This window comes from Hoylesella marshii DSM 16973 = JCM 13450 (genome assembly GCF_000146675.1).
Classification (GTDB): domain Bacteria; phylum Bacteroidota; class Bacteroidia; order Bacteroidales; family Bacteroidaceae; genus Prevotella; species Prevotella marshii.
Window position 1 is genome coordinate 2,514,101 of the sequence record NZ_GL397214.1, and the last position, 23,418, is coordinate 2,537,518.

The 23,418-nt window shown below is 45.7% G+C and carries 17 protein-coding genes and 5 tRNA genes; 20 read left to right on the plus strand and 2 right to left on the minus strand.

Annotated features, from left to right (window positions below):
• Nucleotides 1-239: 239 nt before the first annotated feature.
• Entirely contained in the window at nt 240-665 is a 426-nt protein-coding gene (locus HMPREF0658_RS10375; RefSeq protein WP_006950712.1) for a hypothetical protein, read from the minus strand.
• Nucleotides 666-806: 141 nt separating this feature from the next.
• On the opposite strand from HMPREF0658_RS10375, the gene HMPREF0658_RS10380 reads away from it, so the two are divergent.
• Nucleotides 807-2,231, plus strand: a complete 1,425-nt coding sequence (locus tag HMPREF0658_RS10380; RefSeq protein ID WP_006950713.1) for a sodium:solute symporter — start codon at nt 807-809, stop codon at nt 2,229-2,231.
• Nucleotides 2,232-2,504: 273 nt separating this feature from the next.
• Here the strand turns inward: HMPREF0658_RS10380 and HMPREF0658_RS10385 are convergent, their stop codons facing one another.
• Nucleotides 2,505-4,295, minus strand: coding sequence for an aminopeptidase P family protein (locus HMPREF0658_RS10385; RefSeq protein WP_006950714.1), 1,791 nt, complete (start codon nt 4,293-4,295; stop codon nt 2,505-2,507).
• Nucleotides 4,296-4,528: 233 nt separating this feature from the next.
• Between HMPREF0658_RS10385 and HMPREF0658_RS10390 the strand changes: the two genes are divergently transcribed.
• The 19 genes from HMPREF0658_RS10390 (at nt 4,529) to HMPREF0658_RS10485 (ending at nt 23,004) form a co-directional block, all read left to right on the plus strand.
• Nucleotides 4,529-5,521, plus strand: a complete 993-nt coding sequence (locus tag HMPREF0658_RS10390; protein ID WP_006950715.1) for a malate dehydrogenase — start codon at nt 4,529-4,531, stop codon at nt 5,519-5,521.
• Between the two features lie 519 nt (nt 5,522-6,040).
• A complete protein-coding gene (gene rpsU, locus HMPREF0658_RS10395) occupies nt 6,041-6,232 on the plus strand; it encodes a 30S ribosomal protein S21 (protein WP_006950716.1) in 192 nt (63 codons plus the stop codon).
• 81 nt (nt 6,233-6,313) lie between these two features.
• The gene (gene xerC / locus HMPREF0658_RS10400) at nt 6,314-7,198 is read left to right on the plus strand and encodes a tyrosine recombinase XerC (protein WP_202898909.1); all 885 of its coding nucleotides are present in this window, start codon (nt 6,314-6,316) and stop codon (nt 7,196-7,198) included.
• Nucleotides 7,199-7,214: 16 nt separating this feature from the next.
• On the plus strand, nt 7,215-7,514 hold the full coding sequence (locus HMPREF0658_RS10405) for an HPF/RaiA family ribosome-associated protein (protein WP_006950718.1): 300 nt from the start codon (nt 7,215-7,217) through the stop codon (nt 7,512-7,514).
• 102 nt (nt 7,515-7,616) lie between these two features.
• Nucleotides 7,617-7,690 (plus strand) — tRNA-Thr (locus HMPREF0658_RS10410).
• 23 nt (nt 7,691-7,713) lie between these two features.
• A tRNA-Tyr gene (locus tag HMPREF0658_RS10415) sits at nt 7,714-7,796 on the plus strand.
• Nucleotides 7,797-7,812: 16 nt separating this feature from the next.
• Nucleotides 7,813-7,885, plus strand: a tRNA-Gly gene (locus tag HMPREF0658_RS10420).
• A 9-nt stretch (nt 7,886-7,894) separates the two neighbouring features.
• A tRNA-Thr gene (locus HMPREF0658_RS10425) sits at nt 7,895-7,966 on the plus strand.
• A 75-nt stretch (nt 7,967-8,041) separates the two neighbouring features.
• Nucleotides 8,042-9,238 carry an elongation factor Tu gene (tuf, locus tag HMPREF0658_RS10430; protein WP_006950719.1) on the plus strand — a complete coding sequence of 399 codons (1,197 nt, stop codon included), beginning with the start codon at nt 8,042-8,044 and terminating at the stop codon, nt 9,236-9,238.
• 58 nt (nt 9,239-9,296) lie between these two features.
• A tRNA-Trp gene (locus HMPREF0658_RS10435) sits at nt 9,297-9,369 on the plus strand.
• A 15-nt stretch (nt 9,370-9,384) separates the two neighbouring features.
• Complete coding sequence (gene secE / locus HMPREF0658_RS11225) at nt 9,385-9,582, plus strand: preprotein translocase subunit SecE (RefSeq protein ID WP_036884114.1); 198 nt, start codon at nt 9,385-9,387, stop codon at nt 9,580-9,582.
• Between the two features lie 6 nt (nt 9,583-9,588).
• Complete coding sequence (gene nusG / locus HMPREF0658_RS10445; RefSeq protein WP_006950720.1) at nt 9,589-10,131, plus strand: transcription termination/antitermination protein NusG; 543 nt, start codon at nt 9,589-9,591, stop codon at nt 10,129-10,131.
• Between the two features lie 58 nt (nt 10,132-10,189).
• A complete protein-coding gene (gene rplK, locus HMPREF0658_RS10450) occupies nt 10,190-10,630 on the plus strand; it encodes a 50S ribosomal protein L11 (protein ID WP_006950721.1) in 441 nt (146 codons plus the stop codon).
• A gap of 16 nt (nt 10,631-10,646) precedes the next feature.
• Nucleotides 10,647-11,339, plus strand: coding sequence for a 50S ribosomal protein L1 (gene rplA / locus HMPREF0658_RS10455; protein ID WP_006950723.1), 693 nt, complete (start codon nt 10,647-10,649; stop codon nt 11,337-11,339).
• Between the two features lie 20 nt (nt 11,340-11,359).
• On the plus strand, nt 11,360-11,878 hold the full coding sequence (gene rplJ / locus HMPREF0658_RS10460; protein WP_006950725.1) for a 50S ribosomal protein L10: 519 nt from the start codon (nt 11,360-11,362) through the stop codon (nt 11,876-11,878).
• Between the two features lie 67 nt (nt 11,879-11,945).
• Nucleotides 11,946-12,326 carry a 50S ribosomal protein L7/L12 gene (rplL, locus tag HMPREF0658_RS10465; RefSeq protein WP_006950727.1) on the plus strand — a complete coding sequence of 127 codons (381 nt, stop codon included), beginning with the start codon at nt 11,946-11,948 and terminating at the stop codon, nt 12,324-12,326.
• Between the two features lie 116 nt (nt 12,327-12,442).
• A complete protein-coding gene (gene rpoB, locus HMPREF0658_RS10470; protein WP_006950728.1) occupies nt 12,443-16,255 on the plus strand; it encodes a DNA-directed RNA polymerase subunit beta in 3,813 nt (1,270 codons plus the stop codon).
• 22 nt (nt 16,256-16,277) lie between these two features.
• Nucleotides 16,278-20,618, plus strand: coding sequence for a DNA-directed RNA polymerase subunit beta' (gene rpoC, locus HMPREF0658_RS10475; RefSeq protein ID WP_024991069.1), 4,341 nt, complete (start codon nt 16,278-16,280; stop codon nt 20,616-20,618).
• 607 nt (nt 20,619-21,225) lie between these two features.
• Entirely contained in the window at nt 21,226-23,004 is a 1,779-nt protein-coding gene (locus tag HMPREF0658_RS10485; protein ID WP_139047761.1) for a hypothetical protein, read from the plus strand.
• Nucleotides 23,005-23,418: the final 414 nt, after the last annotated feature.

Consider the following 23,418-nt stretch of genomic DNA (forward strand, 5'->3'; position numbering starts at 1 on the left):
GTCGAAACCATTTACAGTTATATCCGCTTCGACCGTTCTTGTGGAGGGGAACTCTACAAGAGTTGTCGGCACAAGTTCATCGCACAACGTCTCTGAAAATGAATGCAAGACCAAGGAAGAGACTAAACTTCTCAACATCAAAACAACAGTTTTACAATCGGATTACATAGATTCGCACTTGCTATTGGAATCTGCGGTGGGAATATATACCTGCTGGGTGTCTGCAGGAGAGCATCTTCTCACATTTTTCGCTTGAGGACAAACGTCTTGGGCAGTTTCACCCATTTGCGATTTACCGCAATCTTCAGTGCACTGCCAGAGAGGTGTTTAAGGGTATAGGTGCCATCATTGTTGAGATGTAGTTGTGTTGTGAGGTCTTCGCTGCCATAATCGTCGGTAATGGTCAGCCGTGCCGTGCGCTCATTGTCGATAACGGCATCGGTAATCAACCACAGCCGACTGTCTCGCTGCGAACCCAGATACCCGTGCAGTGGGCCGTAGACTTCGATACCCTGTGGCAGAATGTCGTGGTCGTAGAGGTTGATGTCCAAATACACTTGGTATTCATCATTGTAGAGATACCCTTGAAAGGGACGTTCTTGCTGAGCATGCATCACAAGAGCCGACAGCCACAGTAGCGTGATAGAAAGAAGTTTCTTCATCATCTTCGTCTTTTATTCGCTACAAAGATAGTATAAAGCCTCGTATTTTCTTATCGCATCGCTCGCTTTTACACCTTTTATCATTACTTTTGCACGCTGGACTGTGGCCAACACACGTGTCACGTCTCTACGTTTGTATATGTTATGATGATTGTTTGTACCATACTTGTTTACTTCTGCGTGTTGCTCTTGGTGAGCAGGCTCACTGCGAAACATGCTGACAACGAAACCTTCTACCGCGGAAACCGACGTTCGCCGTGGTATATGGTGGCTTTTGGTATGGTAGGCGCATCCATATCGGGGGTTACGTTCGTGTCGGTGCCCGGTATGGTGAATGCCATCGGCATGACCTACATGCAGACCTGCTTTGGGTTTATCTTTGGCTATGTAGCTGTGGCTTTCCTTTTGTTGCCCGTGTACTACCGCCTCAACCTCACCACTATCTATTCTTACTTGCAGCGACGGATGGGTGAACGCTCATACCGTACGGGTGCATCTTTTTTCCTACTGTCGAAGATGACGGGTGCGGCTGTCCGATTCTATGTGGTCTGCATCATCCTTCAGCGTTTTGTGCTCGATGCTCTCGGCATCCCGTTTGCTGCGACCGTGGCTGCCATGGTCGGACTGATATGGTTTTATACGCATCGTGGCGGCATTAAAACATTGGTCTGGACAGACATGTTTCAGACTTTCTGCATGTTCGCTGCCCTCATCTTGATAATTGTAAACGTTATCGACAAACTCGGTATGAGTGCAGCGCAGGCTGTAGAAGTTGTGGCAGCCGATGCGCGGAGCCATATCTTTATGTTCGACGATTGGATGTCGAAGCAATATTTCTGGAAACAGTTTCTCAGCGGCATCTTCATCGTCATCGTGATGACGGGACTCGACCAAGACATGATGCAGAAAAACCTTACGTGCAAGACGTTGCGTGAGGCACAGAAAGATATGTGCAGCTATGGCATGGCTTTCGTTCCGGCCAATTTGCTGTTTCTCTTCCTCGGCGTACTGCTCTCGTTTCTGGCGCAACGCGAGGGACTACCGCTGCCGACGCAGGACGACGAACTGTTGCCCATGTTTGCTGCCACGGGACGTTTAGGGCTGCCCGTGGTCGTCTTCTTCACTGTTGGCATCGTGGCTGCCTCTTTCAGCAGTGCCGATTCTGCACTTACCGCGCTCACCACAAGCTTTTGCGTAGACCTCTGCCGGCGACCGACCGACGAACGATTGCGTCGACGCGTACACATCGGCATGGCTGTGGTCTTCGCATTATTCATTCTTACCTTTAAGGCACTGAACTCTACCAGCGTCATCGATGCCATCTACATCCTCTGTTCTTACACCTACGGCCCCTTGCTCGGCCTCTTTGCTTTCGGTTTATTGACGCACCGCACCCCCTGCGATCGCCTTACCCCTTATGTAGCCATCGTCTCGCCACTTATTTGTTTGGGTATCGACGGGATCGTATCTCAGACTACGGGTTATCGCTTTGGCTACGAGCTGTTGATGCTCAACGGACTGCTTACGTTTGGTGGTCTTATGATGAAGAGTCGCCGGAGGGGTGCGTAGTACATAGTGTTCCCCATGATGGAGTGCTGTAGGTGCGACAGAATCCGACAAAAGATACCGTTTGCTGAGAAAAAGGTTGCCGACCTTTCCCTGTGCAAACGCCATTTGTGCCACGTACAAAATATATTGTCGACTTATCAATCGTAACTTTACGACCCTTAAAAGTTACAATCTCGAGCTTTTGAGCATCGAGTACTAAGGAATCGTAAGGAAAACGGGCTGAAAAGTTACGAATAAAAACCATCGTATCAGCAACGGAGGGGTCCGTGCGAGTTATACCGTCAGGGGCTCTGTCGCATCTTTCAGCCATGCTCGTTCCTCGGTGTCGAGATGTGGGGCAAGGCGTTCGTACACCTGTGCATGGTAGTCGTTGAGCCAAGTAAGTTCCTCTTCCGTCATGCGCTCTATGAGAATGGGTGTTGTGTCTATCGGACAAAGCGTAAGTGGCAGGAACCCAAGGAATTTACCGAACTCCGTTTTCCTATAAGGCACCACGAGCAATGTGTTTTCTATGCGCACGCCAAAGCGTCCGGAGAGATACAGACCGGGTTCGTCGGTAACGGTCATACCGGCATGGATAGGTGCCGGTCGCCATTCCATGCGTATCTGGTGTGGCCCCTCGTGCACGTTGAGGTAGCTGCCCACGCCGTGACCTGTACCATGAAGATAGTTCAGCCCCTCACGCCACATGTCTTTGCGTGCCAAGGCATCGAGCTGTGTGCCTGTAGCGCCGTCGGGAAACTTCAGCAGGTTGAGTTGTATGTAGCCCTTCAGCACGAGGGTGTAGGCCAATCGCTGTTCGTCGGTAATTGCTCCCAGCGGGATGGTTCTCGTAATGTCGGTCGTGCCGTCTTCGTATTGTGCCCCGCTGTCGAGGAGCAGGAATCCTCGTGGTTCGAGGGGCTTGTCGGTCTCGGGAGTGGCTTCGTAATGTACGATGGCGCCATGTTCCTGATAGCCGGCTATGGTATCGAAGCTGATGCCTCGGAATAAGGGCTGCGAAGCACGGAGTGCCGTCAGTTTTTCGTCTACACTCATTTCCGTCTGCCCTCCGCGTTTCACGGCCGGTTTCAGCCAATGGAGGAATTTGACGAGTGCGATTCCGTCTTTGAGCATGGCACGATGAAATCCGGCAATTTCCGCCTCGTTTTTGATGGCTTTCATGGCCGGAACAGGGGAAGGTGCCTGTATGATTTCAGAGCATCCTACGGCATGAAACAGGGTGTGGTTGATTTCATCGGCATCCAGCAGGATATTGTACTCGCCGTATTGCTGCAATCCGCATAGGATGTTCTCGTAATCATCAATGTCAATACCCTCTTCGGCGAGGTAGGCCACGACATCGGGAGAGAGTTTTTCCTGATGGATATAGAGGGTAGAGTTCGTTTTGGTAACGAGGAGAAAGGAAACGAAGACGGGGTTGCAATGCACGTCGTTTCCACGCAGGTTGAGCAGCCATGCTATCTCATCAAGGGCAGACACGAGGATGCCATCGGCATGGTGGTCGGTCAGCTGCCCTCTGAGACGTGTTATTTTGCTGCGACAGGTCTCGCCGGCATACTGCATGGGATGGATGTTTACGGGGGTAGTAGGTATGGCCGGTCGGTTTTTCCAGATGAAGGATAGCGGGTCGAAGTTGGTGCGCAGCGTGATACCTCCTGCATTCCTCAGTGCATGGGTGAGACTTCGCACCATGGATTCGGAGGCCACCATGCCGTCAATACCTACTTCGGGACTATGGGTCGTAGCCAGCTTCTGCCCTAACCATTCGGGGATGGACGGCGTACCGTCTACCCGCTCTTTCATGAGAACAAACTCCGTATCGGACAGCTGTTCGGCACCGGCGATAAAGTAACGGGAGTCCGTCCATACTGCGGCTTCATGGAGGGTGACGACGGCTGTACCCGCCGAACCGGAGAAGCCGGAAATCCATTTGCGGCCTTCCCAATGTGCGGGTATGTATTCCCCGTTGTGAGGGTCGGTACTTGGAAAGATGAAAGCTGAGAGATGTTCCCTGCGCATCACCTCTCTTAGAGCATCTAAGCGTTGTTGTATTTCTTTCATGTGATAAGGAATTGAAATGTGTATGGTATTTTGAACTGTACGAAATGGCATGCAAGTGGCGGAGCATCGGTCGTCTTTTTGCTATTTGTATATGACAAAGGTAGACTTTTTTACATAAATGACAAATTAAATAGGTAGGAAATATTTGCAGACAATGGATTTTTGTTATCTTTGCACGGTGTTCTTGTCACTTTAGAAAGACATCGTATTTTAGTAACTAAATATTTTAAGACATGAAATTTTTAACTAACGACAAACTGACAATCGTCGGCGCAGCCGGTATGATTGCCTCAAACATGGTGCAAACAGCCCTTATGATGGGATTGACAAACGACATCTGTCTGTATGATGTATTCTCTCCCGAAGGCGTAGCAGAGGAAATGAGACAAAGCGGTTTCGGGGATGTGAAAATCACAGCTACTACAGATGTGAAAGAAGCATTTACTAATGCCAAGTATATCATCTCGTCGGGTGGTGCCCCCCGTAAGGCCGGAATGACCCGTGAAGACTTGTTGAAAGGTAATTGCGAGATAGCCGAAGGCTTGGGCAAAAACATCAAGACCTACTGTCCGGACGTGAAGCATGTGGTGATTATCTTCAATCCTGCTGATTTAACAGGCCTTGTTACTTTGCTTTACTCCGGTTTGAAACCCTCACAGGTGACCACGCTTGCCGGTCTCGACTCCACTCGTTTACAGAGTGCATTGGCCAAGAAGTTCAATGTGCAGCAGTCATTGGTAACGGGATGTGCCACCTATGGCGGTCACGGAGAGCAGATGGCCGTGTTTGGCTCGCACGTGAAGATTGACGGAAAACCACTGACCGACATAATCGGAACTCCACAGTTTCCTGCAGAAGAGTGGGAACAGATGAAGACGGATGTGACCAAAGGTGGTGCAAAAATCATTGAGTTGCGTGGACGTTCATCGTTCCAAAGCCCCGCATACCTGTCAGTGGAAATGATACGATCGGTAATGGGTGGTGAGAAATTCAACTATCCTGCCGGTACATACGTGAAGACCGACAAATACAATCATATTATGATGGCAATGGATACCACACTCGACAAGAATGGATGTACGTTTAAGGTGCCCACGGGAACCCCCGAAGAAAATGCGAAGTTGGATGCCAGCTACGAACATCTGTGCAAGATGCGCGACGAACTCGTGACGTTGAATATCGTTCCGCCCGTATCTGAGTGGAGTAAAGTGAACCCCAACCTCTAAATGGAAAAAGGTATATGAAAGAGTGAAAGGCAAGGACAGGAGTTCTTGCCTTTCACTCTTTCATCTTATTGTTTGTAAGGAAAGTTCGTTCCGAGAGCAGTAATTCCCAAATCGCTCATGGGGCTGCTCGTCGACCATATGATATTCATTACATGGTTTCTTGTCATCTTTTATTCGCTCATCGGTATCTTGTCTGTTGCTTTCTCTCGACGTAGTCCGCTACACTTTTGGCAGGACGGCAGGCAATTTGACCGACTATCCCACAAAATCTGTACAGTCCATCATGACCGATTGGGGGTAAAGAATAGATTACGTAAGGGGTTGAAGCATTTGCAGAGTTGCACAAGCCGGTTTTCCCATTCCTTATTCTTTCTCAGAGAAGTATGGAATATGATTTTTTAAATTAACGTCTTGGAAAATTTGGCTGTTAGAAAAATAAGCCGTAATTTTGCATCCGTTTATTGTAGCCTTGTGTTATGATGGCATGAAGTTTAATATTTAAAAATTAAAACAAAACGCATGATTATTGTACCGGTTAAAGATGGTGAGAACATCGAAAGAGCTTTGAAAAAATTCAAGAGGAAGTTTGAAAAGACGGGAGTCGTAAGAGAGCTTCGGGCACGCCAGCAATTCGATAAGCCATCGGTTCTGAAAAGATTGAAGATGGAACACGCCATCTATGTGCAGAAACTTCGCACCAAAGAGGAATAAATACCTCGGATAATTTGGTGGTATCAGATAATTTTCGTATATTCGTTGCCAAATATAAAGATGTTTGTGCAACATTCGATAATGGTAGACCAATTCCTGAGCTACTTGCAGTATGAGAAGCGATACTCGCCTCGCACCGTGCAGAGTTACGACGAAGATTTAAAAGAATTTGAGGCGTATATAAAAGTGCAGGGCAATGACCTCTCATGGCACTCTGTAGATGCCGATGTGATTCGTGGCTGGATGGAGAGCATGATGGACAAAGGGAATGTGGCGACAACCATCAATCGTCGGTTGAGCGCCCTTCGGTCTTTTTATCGTTTTTCCTTAAGTAGAAATCTCGTGTCTCACGATCCTGCACATGCCGTGGTTGGGCCTAAGAAAGAAAAGCCACTCCCACAGTTTGTGAAAGAGACGGAAATGGATGAATTGTTTGATAAGAATCGTTGGGGCGATACATTTAAAGATGTACGCGCGCGTACTATATTATTAACGTTCTATTCTTCAGGTATAAGAGTCTCTGAATTGACGGGGCTTCATGTGAGCGACATTGACTTTGCGTCGAGTGAACTTCGAGTAACCGGAAAGAGGAACAAACAGCGCGTTATCCCTTTCGGAGAGGAACTTGCAGAGCAGTTGGTACGTTATCTCGCTATACGCGAGGTAACTGCAGGATATGACACAGATGCTTTGTTTATCACGGAAAAAGGACGACCGATGACGATGTCTCAGGTGCAATATGAAGTGAAGAAGTATCTGGGGAGAGTTTGTACATTGAAGAAACGTTCACCTCACGTTCTTCGGCATACATTTGCTACAGCGATGTTAAATCATGGAGCAGGCTTGGAAAGTGTGAAAAAACTGTTGGGGCATGAGAGCCTTTCTACTACGGAGATATATACTCATACAACGTTCGAGCAATTAAAGAATGTTTATACGAATGCCCATCCGAGGGCTAACCTTTAATAAATAGGAGGCAACTATGGAAATTATGATTAAGTCGATACACTTCGACGCCACCGAAAAACTGTTGGCTTTCATTAATAAGAAGGCTGAGAAGTTAGAAAAATCTTATGAAGATATTCAGAAAGCGGAGGTGCAACTGAAAGTGGTAAAGCCTGCAACCGCATTGAATAAGGAAATAAGTATCAGTGTAACGGTTCCGGGCACAACCTTGTTCGTTGAAAAAACGTGTAATACATTCGAGGAGGGTGTAGACTTGTGTCTTGATGCTATGCGTGGGCAACTGAAAAAATACAAAGAAAAACAGCGTGCCCATTGAAAAAACTTTCAAAAAGTTTTGGCAATAGGAAAATAATACTTATCTTTGCAGCCGTTTTAGAACGAATAGAAAGCAACGAGCCGAACGGCTGTAAAGATACTTGCCTCTTTAGCTCAGTTGGCCAGAGCACGTGATTTGTAATCTCGGGGTCGTTGGTTCGAATCCGACAAGAGGCTCAACGAGAAGTTCTGAAAAGCAAGGGTGGTTACCAGAGTGGCCAAATGGGGCAGACTGTAAATCTGCTGTCTTTCGACTTCGGTGGTTCGAATCCATCACCACCCACTTCAGTACGAATTTTGCGGAAATAGCTCAGTTGATAGAGCACTAGCCTTCCAAGCTGGGGGTCGCGGGTTTGAGCCCCGTTTTCCGCTCTAATCTATGCTGTAATAGCTCAGTGGTAGAGCACTTCCTTGGTAAGGAAGAGGTCCTGAGTTCAACTCTCAGTTACAGCTCTACTTCTAACTTTTATCAAGGACGGAAGAAAAACAAAAAACGGATTATTCATTTTATAAATAAAAACAGAAGCTATGGCTAAAGAGAAATTTGAACGTACCAAACCCCATGTTAATATTGGTACTATCGGTCACGTAGACCACGGTAAGACGACTCTTACTGCTGCTATTACTAAGGTGTTGGCAGAGAAAATATCCGGTAATGCAGATAAGGTAAAGTCTTTTGATCAGATTGACAATGCTCCCGAAGAGAAAGAGCGTGGTATCACTATCAACACTTCACATGTAGAGTATGAAACAGAGACTCGTCATTATGCACACGTAGACTGTCCGGGACACGCTGACTATGTGAAGAACATGGTTACCGGTGCCGCTCAGATGGACGGTGCCATTATCGTTGTAGCTGCAACAGATGGTCCTATGCCTCAAACCCGCGAGCACGTGTTGCTGGCTCGTCAGGTAAACGTTCCTCGTTTGGTCGTATTTTTGAATAAGTGTGATATGGTTGAAGACGAGGAAATGCTTGAACTTGTTGAAATGGAAATGCGCGAACTTCTCGACCAATATGAGTATGATGGCGACAATACACCTATCATTCGTGGCTCTGCACTTGGTGCTTTGAACGGTGTAGCAAAGTGGGAAGATAAGATTCTTGAGTTGATGAAAGCCGTTGACGAATGGATTCCTCTGCCTCCACGCGATACAGACAAGCCTTTCTTGATGCCTGTTGAAGATGTCTTCTCTATTACCGGTCGTGGTACTGTTGCTACCGGTCGTATTGAGGCAGGTCGTATCCATGTAGGTGATGAAGTGGAGTTGCTGGGTCTCGGTGAAGACAAAAAGTCTGTTGTAACCGGTGTTGAGATGTTCCGTAAACTTCTTGACGAGGGTGAAGCAGGAGATAATGTCGGCTTGTTGCTTCGTGGTATTGATAAAGCTGAAATCAAGCGTGGTATGGTACTTTGCCATCCCGGCCAGATTAAACCGTTTAAGAAGTTTAAAGCTCAAATCTACGTATTGAAGAAAGAAGAAGGTGGACGTCATACACCGTTTGGGAATAAGTATCGTCCTCAGTTCTATCTCCGTACGATGGACTGTACGGGTGAAATAACTCTTCCCGAAGGCGTGGAGATGGTAATGCCCGGTGACAATGTAACGATTACGGTAGATCTTATCTATGCCGTTGCTCTGAATGTCGGTCTGCGTTTTGCTATTCGCGAAGGTGGCCGTACGGTAGGTGCCGGTCAGATAACAGAGATTATTGACGATTAATAGATTAAGAATATTGGTACTTTAGGATGCCACAACGATCAAGGTTGTGGCATCATCTACGGGAATAGCTCAGTTGGTAGAGTACTGGTCTCCAAAACCAGGCGTCGGGAGTTCGAGCCTCTCTTCCCGTGCTTAAATATATTTATATGTTTAAGAAGACTGTAAATTATTGCAAGCTTTGTTACAATGAACTTGCGCATAAGACTACTTGGCCAACACGTAGCGAATTAACACATAGTGCGATGGTTGTATTATCTGCTTCCCTTATCATTGCATTGATGGTTTTCGCGATGGATTCGGTGTTTAGGTTTATCATGGGTGCAGTTTACCAAATTAATCATTAAAGGAAAATGGCAGGAACGAAGATGAGGTGGTATGTGCTTCGCGCAGTGAGTGGAAAAGAAGCCAAGGTAAAGGAATATATCGAGGCGGAATTGAAACACAATGCGTTGCTCTCTTCACATGTGTCTCAGGTATTGATACCTTTAGAGAGACATACTGCTCTGCGTAATGGTAAGCGTATTGTGAAAGAGAAGATTTCTCTTCCTGGATACGTTTTCATTGAAGCGGACTTGAATGGAGATATCGCTCATTTGTTGCGTTTTATGCCGAACGTTTTAGGTTTCCTTGGTGGTATGGAAAATCCTACGCCTGTACAACAATCTGAAATTAATCGAATGCTTGGCAATGCAGAGGAATCTGAATTGATGTATGAAGCAGATAATCCTTATGCAGTCAATGAAAGCGTGAAAGTCTGCGATGGTCCTTTTAGTGGTTTCAATGGAATCATTGAAGAAGTGAATGCCGAGAAACGGAAACTTAAGGTCATGGTAAAGATCTTCGGACGTAAAACTCCATTAGAACTTAGTTTTATGCAAGTTGAAAAGGAATAGTGCATGGTTACGTGTGTATCTGTTCTTTTTATAAAATCAAATTTTAATATGAACGAAAATGGCTAAAGAAGTTGCTGGATTAATCAAATTACAGATTAAAGGTGGTGCCGCAAATCCCTCTCCCCCTGTAGGCCCTGCATTGGGTTCAAAGGGAATCAATATTATGGGATTTTGCAAAGAGTTCAACGCCAGAACCCAGGATAAGGCAGGAAAAATTCTTCCTGTTGTTATAACTTACTATACTGATAAGTCATTTAGCTTCGAGATTAAAACACCGCCTGCAGCCATACAATTGAAAGAGGCTGCGAAAGTTAAAAGCGGTTCAGATCAACCTAACCGTAAGAAAGTTGCATCGGTAACTTGGGAACAAGTTAAGGCGATTGCTGTAGACAAAATGGCTGACTTGAATTGTTTTACCGTGGAGGCTGCAATGAGATTAGTTGCAGGAACGGCTCGAAGTATGGGTATTACGGTAAGTAGGGAGTTCCCTGGTAAATAATTTAAAACTTCGGAAAATGAGTAAACTGACAAAAAATCAGAAATCAGTAGCCGATAAGGTTGAAGCAGGGAGAGCATATTCTTTAAAAGAAGCCGCTGAGTTGGTGAAAGAAATCACGACAACAAAGTTTGACGCTTCTCTTGATATTGATATGCGTTTAGGCGTTGATCCGCGTAAAGCTAATCAAATGGTTCGTGGCGTTGTATCGTTACCCGCCGGAACCGGTAAGACAACGCGTGTATTATGTCTCTGCACACCAGATGTTGAAGCTGCAGCCAAGGAGGCGGGTGCTGATTATGTTGGTCTTGACGAGTATATCGACAAGATTAAAGGTGGATGGACGGACATTGATGTGATTATTACAATGCCGTCTTGTATGGGTAAAGTAGGAGCCGTTGGTCGTATTCTCGGCCCTCGTGGATTAATGCCTAACCCCAAGAGTGGTACTGTAACGATGGATGTCGCTAAGGCTGTAAAAGATGTGAAGTCAGGAAAGATTGACTTTAAAGTAGATAAGGCAGGTATTATTCATGCTTCTATCGGCAAAGTGGCTTTTACACCTGAACAGATTTACGAGAATGCCAAGGAATTTATTTCTACGGTAATTAAATTGAAACCTGCGGCAGCCAAAGGTACATATATTAAGAGTATCTTTATTTCAAGTACGATGAGTAAGGGTATCAAAATTGATCCGAAATCAGTTGAATAACTCTAAAAAAGTATTGTAAAATGAAGAAAGAAATTAAAGATACTATTATAGTAGGCTTGGGCGAGAAGATAAAAGAGTATCCCCATTTCTATCTTGTGGATGTTTCTGGTTTAAATGCCGAACAGACAAGTACTTTGCGTCGGAAATGCTTTAAGAGCGAGATTAAGATGGTTGTTGTAAAGAACACACTTCTTCATAAGGCTTTTGAAGATTCCGAGATAGATTTTTCACCATTGTATGATTGTTTGGTTGGTAATATTGCTGTTATGTTTAGTAATACAGCAAATATTCCCGCCAAGTTGCTGAAGGAGTATAAAAAGGAAGGAATCCCTGCCCTTAAGGCGGCTTATGCCGAAGAAGGATTCTTTATAGGCGCAGATAAGTTAGACGAATTGGCTTCTCTCAAGAGTAAGAATGAAGTTATTGCTGAGGTTGTTGCTCTATTGCAATCACCAGTAAAGAATGTTCTCTCATCCCTCCAATCAAGTGCTGGAACCATACATGGTGTGCTAAAGACTTTAGGCGAGCGCCCTGAGTAAATCAAATAATACGACTTTTGAGAAAGTCATCAATACTTATAATTAAAACATTAAAAATTAGAATAAAATGGCAGACGTAAAAGCTATTGCTGAAGAATTAGTAAATTTGACAGTTAAAGAAGTAAATGAGTTAGCTACTGTCCTGAAGGACGAGTACGGAATTGAGCCTGCTGCTGCAGCTGTTGCTGTTGCTGCCGGTCCTGTTGCTGCTGGCGCAGCTGGTGGTGCTGAGGAAAAGACATCATTCGATGTCGTTCTTACAGAAGCCGGTGCTGCTAAGTTGCAGGTAGTGAAGGCTGTAAAAGAGGCTTGCGGACTCGGCTTAAAAGAGGCAAAAGACCTTGTTGACGGAGCTCCTTCAACATTGAAAGAAGGAATGTCTAAGGATGAAGCTGAGAACCTAAAGAAGGTTATTGAAGAAGCTGGCGCAAAGGTAGAGTTGAAGTAATTAATTCACTCTCATAGATAAGGGTTAGGATCTTCTAAGTAAGAGGGTCTTAACCTTTTTGTGTCTTATTAGAATAGTTTGGTTATATAAAGCCCCTTATCTTAAACAAGTAATTAATGGCAACAAAAATTGTTGATAGCAGAGTAAATTTTGCCAGTGTAAAGAATCCAATTCCTTATCCGGATTTTCTTGATGTACAATTAAAGTCATTTAAGGATTTTTTACAATTAGATACACCTCCCGAGGAGCGTAAGAACGATGGCCTATATAAAGTGTTTGCTGAAAACTTCCCTATTACAGATACTCGTAATAATTTTGTCTTGGAGTTTTTAGATTATTATATAGATCCTCCTCGCTACTCCATTACGGAATGTCTCGAGCGAGGATTAACGTATAGTGTGCCTTTAAAGGCAAAGATGAAACTATATTGTACAGATCCTGACCATGAAGATTTTGGAACTTTTATTCAAGATGTCTTTTTGGGTACGATACCTTATATGACAGATAATGGCACCTTTATAATTAATGGTGCAGAGCGTGTTGTCGTATCACAGTTACATCGTTCCCCTGGTGTCTTTTTTGGTCAAGGAGTGCATGCTAATGGTACCGTTCTGTATAGTGCACGCATTATACCTTTCAAAGGTTCGTGGATAGAATTTGCTACAGACATCAATAATGTGATGTATGCTTACATTGATCGTAAGAAAAAACTACCCGTGACGACATTGCTCCGTGCCATAGGATTTGAATCAGATAAGGAAATATTGAAGATTTTTGATCTTGCAGAAGAAGTAAAAGTAAATAAGAAGAACATGAAAGCAGCTGTAGGGCGTAAGCTTGCAGCGCGAATCATGAAACGGTGGAATGAAGACTTTGTGGATGAAGATACAGGTGAAGTAGTTTCTATTGAGCGTAATGAGGTACTAATAGAACGTGAAACAGAGATTACGACTGAGAATGTTGGAGATATACTTAATAGTGGTAGTTCGACTATTCTTTTGCATAAGGACGCTGAAGGTGCCAACAAATATACTATAATATTTAATACATTAGCAAAGGACCCTAGTAACTCTGAAAAGGAAGCCGTTCTTTATATTTATCGACAGTTGCGTAATGCTGACCCTGCAGATGATGCTAGTGCTAGGGAGATTATCCAAAATCTCTTCTTTTCAGATAAGCGTTATGACTTAGGAGAAGTTGGGCGTTACCGTATCAATAAGAAGTTAGGACTTGATACTGATATCGCTACACGTGTTTTAACTAAGGAGGATATTATTGAGATTATTAAGTATCTCATTCAATTGGTTAATTCAAATGCCACTGTTGATGATATTGACCATTTGTCCAACCGTCGTGTACGAACAGTAGGCGAACAGCTGGGAAACCAATTCTCTATCGGCTTAGCCCGTATGAGTCGTACGATTCGTGAACGCATGAATGTACGTGATAATGAGGTCTTTACACCTACAGATTTGATTAATGCCAAAACACTTTCGAGTGTGATTAATTCTTTCTTTGGCACAAATCCGTTATCACAATTCATGGATCAGACAAATCCACTTGCCGAAGTAACTCACAAGCGCCGTTTATCGGCTCTTGGTCCTGGTGGCCTTTCTCGTGAACGTGCTGGTTTTGAGGTTCGAGATGTTCATTATACACATTATGGTCGTTTGTGTCCTATTGAAAGTCCAGAGGGACCGAATATCGGATTAATTTCTTCCCTTTGTGTATATGCAACCATCAATGAACTCGGATTTATCGAGACCCCCTATCGTAAAGTAGACGATGGCGTGACTAATCTCGATAACAACTCTATTGTATATCTGACAGCTGAGGAAGAAGAAGACCATATTATAGGCCAAGGGAATGCACCGTTGAATGATGATGGTACCTTTATTCGTGAGGTTGTTAAGTGTCGCCAAGATGCCGACTTTCCTGTAGTTGCTCCCAAACAAGTAGATCTTATGGATGTATCACCACAACAGATTGCATCGGTATCTGCCAGCCTTATTCCTTTCTTGGAGCATGATGACGGACACCGTGCGTTGATGGGATGTAACATGATGCGTCAGGCTGTACCTTTACTTCATAATGATGCTCCAATAGTTGGGACAGGTATGGAAAAGCAAGTATGTGAGAACTCGCGTACTATGATAACTGCCGAAGGGGATGGTGTTATCAGCTATGTTGATGCTACGACTATTCGTATCTTATATGATCGTACGGAAGAGGAAGAGTTTGTTAGTTTTGAACCGGCTCTGAAAGAGTATCGTGTTCCTAAGTTCCGTCGTACTAATCAGAATATGACAATAGACCTTCGTCCTATTTGTGTAAAGGGTCAACGAGTGAAAGCCGGTGATATTTTGACAGAGGGCTATGCTACCGAAAATGGAGAATTAGCTTTAGGACGAAATCTACTTGTTGCATATATGCCTTGGAAAGGTTATAATTACGAGGATGCTATTGTCTTGAGCGAGAGGCTTGTACGTGATGATGTACTTACCTCTGTTCATGTAGATGAATATTCTTTGGATGTGCGTGAGACAAAGCGTGGAGTTGAAGAGTTTACAAGCGATATTCCTAACGTCAGTGAGGAGGCAACTAAAGATCTTGATGAGAATGGCATCATTCGTATTGGTGCCCGTGTAGAGCCTGGTGATATTTTAATTGGTAAAATATCACCGAAGGGTGAGAGTGACCCCTCTCCGGAAGAGAAACTGCTTCGTGCCATTTTTGGTGATAAAGCCGGAGATGTGAAAGATTCGTCATTGAAAGCGAACCCCTCGCTTACCGGAGTTGTAATAGACAAGAAACTATTCTCACGTGCTATTAAAACACGTGATTCTAAAAAGCAAGATAAGGTAATTCTTGCAAAGATTGATGAAGAGTACGAGGCAAAGAATGCTGACTTGAAAGATATTCTTGTTGAGAAACTTATTACCTTGGCAAAGAGATTCTCTTCTCAGGGCGTGAAAGATTATACCGGTGCTGAAATTATAACGAAAGGAAGTAAGTTTACTGCAACAGCATTGAAGAATCTTGAATATGACGGCATCCAATCCGGTAAATGGACATCCGATGCACATACGAATGAGATGATTCAGAAACTTATCATGAATTATATACGCAAGTATAAGTTATTAGATGCAGAATTGAAGCGTCGTAAGTTCGCTATTACTATTGGAGATGAACTTCCGTCGGGAATTCTTCAAATGGCAAAAGTCTATGTAGCTAAGAAGCGTAAGATTGGTGTCGGTGATAAGTTGGCCGGACGTCATGGCAACAAAGGTATTGTGTCTAAAGTGGTACGCATGGAAGATATGCCTTTCCTTGAAGACGGACGTCCTGTAGACTTGGTATTGAATCCTTTGGGTGTACCTTCTCGTATGAACCTTGGGCAGATATTTGAGGCCATACTTGGAGCAGCTGGTCGGAAGTTAAATGTTAAGTTTGCAACACCGATTTTTGACGGTGCCAAATTGGAAGACCTATCCGAATGGACGGAAAAGGCCGGTTTGCCTCATCTCTGTTCTACGCATCTTTACGATGGAGAAACAGGTGAACAGTTCGACCAACCTGCAACTGTGGGTGTCACTTACTTCCTAAAACTTGGGCATATGGTTGAAGACAAGATGCACTCACGTAGTATAGGCCCTTACTCGTTGATTACGCAGCAACCTCTTGGAGGTAAGGCGCAATTTGGTGGGCAGCGTTTTGGAGAGATGGAAGTTTGGGCTTTAGAGGCTTTCGGAGCGAGTCATGTACTCCAGGAAATCCTCACAATAAAGTCCGATGATGTCGTAGGTCGTAGCAAGGCATATGAAGCAATAGTGAAAGGTGAACCGATGCCAACTCCCGGTATTCCTGAATCGCTCAATGTGTTGCTTCATGAGTTGCGTGGTCTCGGTTTGAGTGTCAAGTTAGATTAATACCCCTAAATTGAAAATAAATATGGCTTTTAAGAAAGATTCAAAAATAAAGAGTAATTTCTCGAAGATTACAATCGGACTTGCCTCACCGGAGGAGATTCTTGAGAACTCGTATGGTGAAGTAACGAAGCCCGAAACCATTAACTATCGCACCTATAAGCCTGAACGTGATGGCCTTTTCTGCGAACGTATCTTCGGACCGACTAAGGATTATGAGTGTGCTTGCGGTAAGTACAAGCGTATTCGTTATAAAGGTATTGTATGCGACCGTTGTGGTGTAGAAGTAACAGAAAAAAAAGTTCGTCGTGAACGTTCAGGACACATTGAACTTGTTGTTCCTGTTGCGCATATCTGGTATTTCCGTTCTTTACCGAATAAGATTGGTTATCTTCTCGGTATGCCAACGAAGAAGCTCGAATCTGTTGTCTATTACGAAAAATACATTGTTATTAATCCGGGTATACTTGCCGGAAGGAAAAATGCAGATGGAGAAGAAGTAAACGGCTCTCACAAGTTCGACCTTCTTTCCGAGGATGAATATTTGGATATTGTAGACAATTTGGTAGAATCAGGTAACGCCAATTTGGACGATAGTCATCCAGACAAGTTTGTAGCCAAGATGGGTGCAGAGGCCGTTTACGACTTATTAGCAGGATTAGACCTCGATGCTATATCCTACGAGTTGCGTGACCGTGCCAACAGCGATTCCAGCCAGCAACGTAAGACAGAAGCTTTGAAACGTTTGCAGGTTGTGGAAGCATTCCGTTCTTGTAAGGACACGAATCATCCTGAGTGGATGATTATGAAAATCATTCCTGTAATTCCCCCTGAACTCCGTCCTTTGGTACCATTGGATGGTGGACGGTTCGCTACTTCCGATCTTAATGACTTATATCGTCGTGTCATCATTCGTAACAATCGCTTAAAGAGATTGGTAGAAATCAAGGCACCCGAGGTGATTCTCCGTAATGAAAAGCGTATGTTGCAGGAGGCTGTAGATAGTCTGTTCGACAACTCACGCAAAAGTTCTGCGGTGAAGAGTGAGTCTAATCGCCCATTGAAATCCTTATCCGACTCTTTAAAAGGTAAACAAGGACGTTTCCGCCAGAATCTCCTTGGTAAACGTGTAGACTATTCGGCACGTTCCGTTATTGTCGTAGGACCTGAATTGAAGATGGGTGAATGCGGTCTTCCGAAGCTCATGGCTGCTGAGTTATACAAACCATTTATCATTCGCAAGCTCATTGAACGTGGCATCGTCAAAACTGTAAAGAGTGCGAAGAAGATTGTAGACCGACGCGAACCTGTCATTTGGGATATATTGGAAAATGTAATGAAGGGACATCCGGTGATGTTGAACCGTGCCCCAACCCTTCACCGTTTGGGTATTCAGGCTTTCCAACCCAAGTTGATAGAAGGAAAAGCCATTCAGTTACATCCGTTGGCATGTACAGCTTTCAACGCAGACTTCGACGGTGACCAAATGGCCGTTCATCTTCCGTTGAGTAATGAAGCCATTTTGGAAGCTCAGATACTGATGTTGCAAAGTCACAACATTCTGAATCCCGCTAATGGCGCTCCTATCACTGTACCCTCGCAGGATATGGTACTTGGACTTTATTACATCACCAAGATACGCCCGGGTGCGAAAGGTCAGGGTTTGATATTCTACGGACCGGAAGAGGCCATTATCGCTCATAATGAAGGCAAGTGTGACCTCCATGCTCCCGTTAAAGTATATGTAAACGACCTTATTGACGGTAAGTTGCAGCGCACACTCGTAGAAACTTCCGTGGGACGTGTCATCGTAAATGGTATTATTCCCGAAGAAGTGGGATATGTGAATAAGATTATCTCTAAGAAGAGTTTGCGAGACATCATTGCCGACACCATCAAAGTCGTAGGCTTTGCACGTGCTTGCGAGTTCCTTGACGGTATTAAGAACCTCGGCTATCGCATGGCTTATTTGGCTGGACTTTCTTTCAACCTCGATGACATCATCATCCCTGTTGAGAAAGAGAAGCTTATTGCCAATGGTAACGAAGAGGTGCGACAGATTACGGAGAACTACAACATGGGATTCATCACCGATAACGAGCGTTACAATCAGGTTATCGATACATGGACACACATCAACAACGACATCGGTAACGTACTTATGAAGCAGATGACTGAAGCCGACCAAGGTTTCAATGCTGTGTTCATGATGCTCGATTCCGGTGCCCGTGGTTCTAAAGATCAAATTAAGCAGCTTTCCGGTATCCGTGGACTGATGGCCAAGCCTCAAAAGGCTGGTGCCGAGGGAGCGCAGATCATCGAAAACCCCATTCTTTCCAACTTCAAGGAAGGCATGTCGGTGCTCGAATACTTCATTGCTTCCCACGGTGCACGTAAGGGTTTGGCCGACACCGCTATGAAGACAGCCGATGCAGGATACCTCACCCGTCGTCTTGTAGACGTTTCCCACGATGTCATCATCAACGAGGAAGATTGCGGCACGTTGCGCGGATTGGTATGTACGGCACTCAAAAATGGCGATGAGGTAATTTCCACCCTCTCGGAACGCATCTTGGGGCGTGTCTCTGTACACGACATAATCCATCCCACAACAGGTGAACTCATCTGTGCTGCCGGCGAGGAGATTACCGAAGCTAAGGCACAAGCCATTGAGGATTCTCCCATCGAGAGCGTCGAGATCCGTTCAGTGCTTACCTGTGAGAGCAAGCATGGTGTCTGCATGAAGTGCTATGGGCGCAACCTTGCCACTGCACGTATGGTACAGAAAGGCGAGGCCGTTGGTGTTATTGCGGCACAGGCCATTGGTGAACCCGGTACACAGCTTACGCTTCGTACCTTCCATGCCGGAGGTGTGGCATCCAATGCGGCCGCCAATGCATCCATCGTAGCAAAGAGCGATGTACGCCTTGAGTTCGACGAGCTTCGCACTGTACCCTTTACAGAGAGTGGCGAGCAAGGCAATGTAGACTGTCAAATGGTTGTCAGTCGACTGGCCGAGGTACGCTTTGTAGACCCGAACACCGGTATTGTCTTGTCGAATGTCAATGTGCCGTATGGTTCTTCCCTCTACCACAAGCAGGACGATATAGTGAAGGCCGGCGAGCTGGTAGCCCGTTGGGACCCTTTCAATGCCGTTATCGTGACCGAATATGCCGGTACATTGAAGTTCAACGACGTGGTGGAAGGTGTCACGTTCCGTGCCGAGACCGACGAGACGACCGGCCTGACCGAGAAGATTATCATTGATGCCAAGGATAAGTCGAAGGTGCCTACCTGCGATATCATCAATGCCGATGGCGAGGTCGTGGGAACCTATAACTTCCCCGTAGGTGGCCACGTCATTGTAGACAACGGCCAAAAGGTACAGACAGGTACCACACTTGTGAAAATTCCGCGTGCCGTAGGCAAGGCCGGTGACATTACCGGCGGTCTGCCTCGTGTGACGGAGCTATTCGAGGCGCGCAATCCGTCCAATCCCGCCGTGGTAAGCGAGATTGATGGCGAGGTGACCATGGGCAAGGTGAAACGTGGTAACCGCGAAATCGTGGTAACCAGCAAGACCGGCGAACAGCGCAAGTACCTCGTTTCGCTCAGCAAGCAGATTCTCGTGCAGGAACACGATGCAGTACGTGCAGGCACCCCGCTTTCCGACGGCGTTATCACGCCGAGCGACATCCTTGCCATCAAAGGCCCTACTGCCGTGCAAGAATACATTGTAAACGAAGTGCAGGACGTGTATCGCCTGCAAGGTGTAAAAATCAACGACAAGCACTTCGAGATTATCGTGCGTCAGATGATGCGCAAGGTGCTCATCAACGACCCGGGCGACACCACGTTTCTCGAACAGGAGATGGTAGATAAGCTCGACTTCGCCGAAGAGAACGACCGCATCTGGGGTAAGAAAGTGGTCGTAGATGCGGGCGACAGCGAAGTGTTGCGACCCGGGCAGATCGTCTCGGCACGCAAGTTGCGCGACGAAAATTCAAACCTCAAACGTCGCGACCTGAAACTTGTGCAGGTGCGCGATGCCATGGCCGCCACCTCTACGCAGATACTGCAAGGTATTACGCGCGCGTCGTTGCAGACAAAGAGTTTCATGAGTGCCGCTTCGTTCCAAGAAACAACCAAGGTGCTCAACGAAGCTGCGATCCGTGGCAAGGTAGACCGTTTGGAGGGCATGAAAGAGAACGTGATTTGCGGCCACCTGATACCTGCGGGCACAGGTCTGCGCGAGTTCGACAAGATTATCGTCGGCTCCAAGGAGGAGTATGAGCGCATGCAGGCCAACAAGAAGAACGTCATCGACTTCTCGGAGAAACAACCTGCCGAGATGCCTGCCCAATAGCGGGTAGTTATAGTTATCCCCCAAAAAGAGTCCGGTATCAATATCGGACTCTTTTTTTTGCGGGGTAGGGCGGGGGTGTGCTTTCTATCTGTCTGCTGCATCCCTAAACATTTCTTCAGAAAACATTTGCACGTCTCACCAACTTTGCTTACCTTTGCCGACACTCAAAGAATAGGAAAGCATAACCCAATGAATGCGGTGCAGGAAAAAGTGTGTTTTTCTGCATCTTTTAATGCTTTATATTTGCATACACCGGAAAAAAGTGTAACACATATTCTAATCCTTCTAAGTCCCTGTGCTAAGGAGATAGCGGTGTGTCCGGAGCGGGCTGGTGACCTACCGTTTCAAGCATCTGCAAAGAGCTTTCAAAGCTCTTTGCAGATGCTTTTTCGTGTGTATCAGTGAACGAAAAATAAGAAAAATTGAGATAGTAAGAATCATTATTTAAATTGAACAAGAAACATGACGAGAAGAACAAAGCGAGTCTACGTGGCTCCGAAATCAACAGTTTATGCAATGCAAGCCGAGCATTTTATTTGTGGCTCGATACGTCCACATAAGACGCAGTCCACGGTGGAGGAATGGGAAGAAGACGATGAAAAAGAGTATGAAATTGAATTATAGGCAAAATATGACACAGCAAAAACAATTCTTCAAAGCAGCTGCGTGGCTTGTGGGCATCATTCTGCTGACCGCCTGCACACACGATGGCGAGTTAGACAATGACGACAACCAAACCCATGAGCGGTTGCAATTTAATTTATCGTTTGCGCAATTCAATGCCGACAAGGAGGCGGTGAACGGCTCCAAGGCAAAAGTTCGTGCCGTGTCTGCACCCAAAACGGTTGATTTGGGAAACGGTTTAGAACTCGAAGTGACGGCCGAGTGCGACGAGCCCGAACCGCCAACGCGCGTCACGCCCCTCTACGACGGCCACTACACCATTCTTGCCATTGACAATGCCGGCAACCGTGTAGGGAAAATCAAAGGCACGGTGACGAGCGGCAACTTCACGCGCGATGAAGACGAGAAATTAGATTTGTTGGACGGTCAGCAATATACTTTCATCTGCTTCAATTCGGCCGTGACCGACGATGGCACCAACCTCAAGTTCAACGATCTTGACCTCCACCCCGCCGAGCAAGACATGCCCCTCATCGGGCGCGTTACGTGGACCGTTCATCCCGGCCACAACTTCATCCCCTTTGAAATGAAACGGCAAGTGGGGCGCGTGCGGTTCAAACTGACAACCTATACCGCCGATGCCCAAAATGCAAAAATCAACCTCACAACGGCGCACTATCATCATCGCAAAACCATGTACAACCCAGGAACCAAAACCTATGCAGGCGAAGTCGGTGCAGGCTCAGGCTATGCACCGATTAACGAAAACCCCGTCTATGGCGCATCGGGCGTGGCCTATGATGCCATCGTGAAAGCCCATGAGCAAACCACCCCCTATTATTATTTCTTGGGCAACGATGTTGTTGGTCTAGCTGGTGCCGGTTTTATCTTTGGTGACTCCTATTTGCAATTCACCAGTGGCACGGCCTATGGCAAAGCCCTGCCCACCACAAAGTATCACATCGGCACGATATTCAACGCTTCCTCTGACAACTTCACTGCCAACTCCTCCTACACCTTCACCATCAAGGTGAAGAGCAAAGACCGGTTATTGCTCTATCAAGACGGAACGGTCGGTTATTATGGCGACCGCACCACTGCGCGTATGCCTATTGGCATTGTGACGAAAGAAAAGACTGAAAGCGAAGAGGGGACGGCCGTGGCGCTGAAAAATGCTGGGACTGGTCCGGTGAAGGCCGCAGAAACCTATTTTCTGCTTCCTTTCAAAGACCGGCAACATGCCAATCCTTATCGCGATGAATTGAGTGGCTATATCTATACCTATACCTACGACAATTATGATGAAAATTTCGTATGGAGCGAGGAGTATAAGAAAGATTACGCTTATAGATTGGTGCACAAGAACTATCCAGGCGTGCCATTCCTCACAAATTACGCTACGGCTGCAGCTTATAGCGACCAAGTTCCCTCTACCGTGCCCGCCAACATTCGATGGTTTTTGCCCAGTGGCTTGGAATGGTCGCAGTTGTTTAGGATGATAGCCAGTTTCCCCAAAGAAATCATAGAAAGTGATAATTTAGTATCTACGCGCCCATGGACGGGTTTCAGCGATTTACAAAACCTGTTTACGCCGTTTGGTGGCAACTTTCCTAAGGGTACCTATCACATGGCGGATTGTAGTTCCTACACTTTCCAGTACATAATAGAGTTTGATCCTGATAATAATTCCATTACCACATACGATGGAAATTATTATCTCAATACTTCGATAGGTTACGTTCGTCCCTTCACCCACTTTTAATCATAGATGTATTCAAGCAACACAAACTCATCGAGCACACAGGCACCGCCCCTATCATTCCAACACGTGCAGGCAAGCTGCGAGCCTGAAACCAAAAGGTTTAGTGTTTGCAGGAGCACTGCAAGCGCCAAACTGTTAAGGAATGTATTTGCAGGAGTGCTGCAAGCGCTAAACCGTTTGGGAATGTGTTTGCAGGAGCACTGCAAGCACCAAACTGTTAAGGAATGTATTTGCAGGAGCGCTGCAAGCGTCAAACTGTTAATGAATGTATTTGCATGAGCACTGCAAGCGCCAAACTGTTAATGAATGTATTTGCAGGAGCACTGCAAGCACCAAACTGTTAAGGAATGTATTTGCAGGAGCACTGCAAGCGTTCGGAAAAAGTGGAATAACACTTTGCGACAGGCAATTTTT